Genomic DNA, 2,513 nt, shown 5'->3' with positions numbered 1-2,513 from the left:
GCAGCCCCTGCAGGCCGGCGACGTGCCCGAGAGCTTCGCCGACATCGCGGCCTCGACCAAGGATCTCGGCTTCCGCCCGCATACCTCGATCGACGAGGGCGTGCCGAAATTCGTGGAATGGTTCCGCGCCTATAACGGCGTGTAGGCGCGGAACCTTCCGCTTCCCTCACTTCGTCTTCTTCAGCGCCGCCCGCACGCCCGCCCCGTAGGCCGGGTCGGCCCTGTCGAAATGGACGAGCTGGCGTTCCACGATCTCCTGCGGCACGCCGCCCATCGCCGCGGCGATGTTGGCGAACAGGCGCTGCTTCTGGCCCGCGTCGAACATCCGGAACAGGTCGCCCGCCTGGCCGTAATCGTCGTTGCCCTGGCGGTGGTCCCAGCGGTCGGCCGTCCCTTCGAGCTTCAGCGGCGGCTCGGCATAGGACGGGGCCTGTGCGGGCCCGCCCACGCTGTTGGGCTCGTAATACCGGTCGGGATCGCCCGCGTCGTTGCGGAAGAACCGCATCGAACCGTCCTTGTGATAGTGGTGCACCGGCACCTTGGGCGCGTTGACCGGCAATGCCTCGTAATGCGTGCCCAGCCGGTAGCGGTGCGCGTCGGCATAGGCGAAGAGGCGCGCCTGCAGCACCTTGTCGGGCGAGAAGCCGATGCCCGGCACGACGTTCGAGGGCGAGAAGGCGGCCTGCTCGATTTCGGCGAAATAGTTGTCGGGATTGCGGTCGAGCTCCAGGAGGCCCACGTCGATCAGCGGATAGTCCTTGTGCGGCCACACCTTCGTCAGGTCGAAGGGGTTGTACTTGGTCTTGCCCGCCTCGGCCTCGGGCATGATCTGCACCTTGACGTCCCACTTGGGCCGTTCGCCGCGCGCGATCGTGCCGAACAGCGCCTCCTGATAGCTCTCGCGGCTCTGGCCGATCACCTTGGCCCCTTCCGCGTTGGTGAAGTGCCTGTGGCCCTGGCGGGTCTTGAAGTGGAACTTCACCCAGAAGCGCTCGTTCTTGGCGTTCCAGAAGCTGAAGGTGTGGCTGCCATAGCCGTTCATGTGCATGGGCGTCTGCGGCAGGCCGCGGTCCGACATCAGGATCGTGATCTGGTGCAGGCTCTCCGGCGACAGCGACCAGAAATCCCACATCGCCTTGGGCGAGCGCAGATTGGTCTGCGGATGGCGCTTCTGCGTGCGGATGAAGTCGGGGAATTTCAGCGGGTCGCGGATGAAGAAGACCGGCGTGTTGTTGCCGACGAGGTCCCAGTTGCCCTCGTCGGTATAGAACTTGATCGCGAAGCCGCGCACGTCGCGCTCGGCGTCGGCCGCCCCCAGTTCGCCCGCGACGGTCGAGAAGCGGGTGAGCAGCGGCGTCCGCTTGCCGACCTTGGCGAAGATCGCGGCGCGCGTGTATTTCGTGACGTCGTGCGTGACCGTGAAGGTGCCGTAGGCGCCCCAGCCCTTGGCGTGGACGACGCGCTCGGGAATGCGCTCGCGGTTCTGGTGGGCGAGCTTCTCGATCAGGTGCGTGTCGGCAAGCAGGACGGGGCCGCGCGGGCCGGCGGTCAGGCTGTTCTGGTTGTCGGACACCGGCGCACCGGCGCTGGTCGTCATCGTGGGGGCCTTGGGCATGTTTCGCTCCGGGGAAGGTTATGGGACCCCCGAAGCTTGCCCGGCCGCCGTCAACGGTTAAAACGATTAATACCGATTTGATTGATCGGTTTTTCCGCTAGCTGGCGGGCAACGGATACTGGCGCATGCGCAGCGAACCGCTCCGCCCCTCGGCGTTGCGCCACGTGAAGATGATCTGGCGCGTCTTCTGGTCGAAGGTGAGCGTCACGTTCTGGTGGGGCAGCTTTGCGGCGATGCTCGCCCCTTCGAGCGTGGCGGGTGCCCGATAGACCTTGTCGAGTGCCGCCGAATTTTTCTTGCCGTAGAGATAGACGAGCTCGGGCCCGGCATCACCCTTCTCGATCGCCAGCGACACGAGAACCGGGTCGCTCCACGCCCCGACCCACACGCCCTGGAAGCTCTGCCACCACGTGCCGCCTTCGCCCTTCATCGGCTTGAGGTCGGCGGTCTCCTTCAGGATGTCGGGCGAGGGCGGCAGGCCGTCGTCCCCGCAGGCGTTCTGGCGCGCGGGCCGTGCCGCGGCCGGATCGAGGAAGGCGACCACGCAGGCCCCGTAGGCGAACGACATCATCGCCGTTCCCGACGCGCTGTGCCCGACGAGCTGGGTGGATGCCTCGTCGAGCGGCAGGAAGGGCAGGCCGCGCTGGCCCAGCGCCTCGCGCGCCTTGCGCCCGCGCTCGGGGCTGGAGGCCGAATATTCGTCGGCGAAGGGCAGGATCGGGACGGCACGCTCGAACTTGCCCTCGGCAAGTGCGGTCAGCAGCTGCTGGGTGCCTTGCGCGCTGGTCATCGGGCTGCCGAGATCGATGAGCGACACGCCGGTTCCCGGCGCCGAAGGCACGATCGCGTAGACCTCGATCCGGCGCGCGGCTTCCAGCGTGATGGCGCCGCCATAGCT

General features: G+C 67.1%; 3 protein-coding genes. 1 reads left to right on the top strand and 2 read right to left on the bottom strand.

The genetic code is table 11. The features are described 5' to 3' along the window. Positions 1-145, top strand: a 145-nt coding sequence (locus HY058_12585) for a protein CapI (GenBank protein ID MBI3498134.1), incomplete at its 5' end; no start/stop codon positions are given. A gap of 21 nt (positions 146-166) precedes the next feature. Here HY058_12585 and HY058_12580 read toward each other — a convergent pair. Both HY058_12580 and HY058_12575 read right to left on the bottom strand, forming a co-directional pair. Next, positions 167-1,615 carry a catalase gene (locus HY058_12580; protein ID MBI3498133.1) on the bottom strand — a complete coding sequence of 483 codons (1,449 nt, stop codon included), beginning with the start codon at positions 1,613-1,615 and terminating at the stop codon, positions 167-169. Between the two features lie 97 nt (positions 1,616-1,712). Then, a partial coding sequence (locus HY058_12575) for a hypothetical protein (GenBank protein ID MBI3498132.1) occupies positions 1,713-2,513 on the bottom strand: 801 nt, incomplete at its 5' end.

Source organism: Pseudomonadota bacterium (genome assembly GCA_016195085.1).
GTDB lineage: Bacteria > Pseudomonadota > Alphaproteobacteria > SHVZ01 > SHVZ01 > JACQAG01.
Note: the sequence above shows the minus strand (reverse complement) of the source record. Positions and strands in the feature narration are given on the sequence as shown.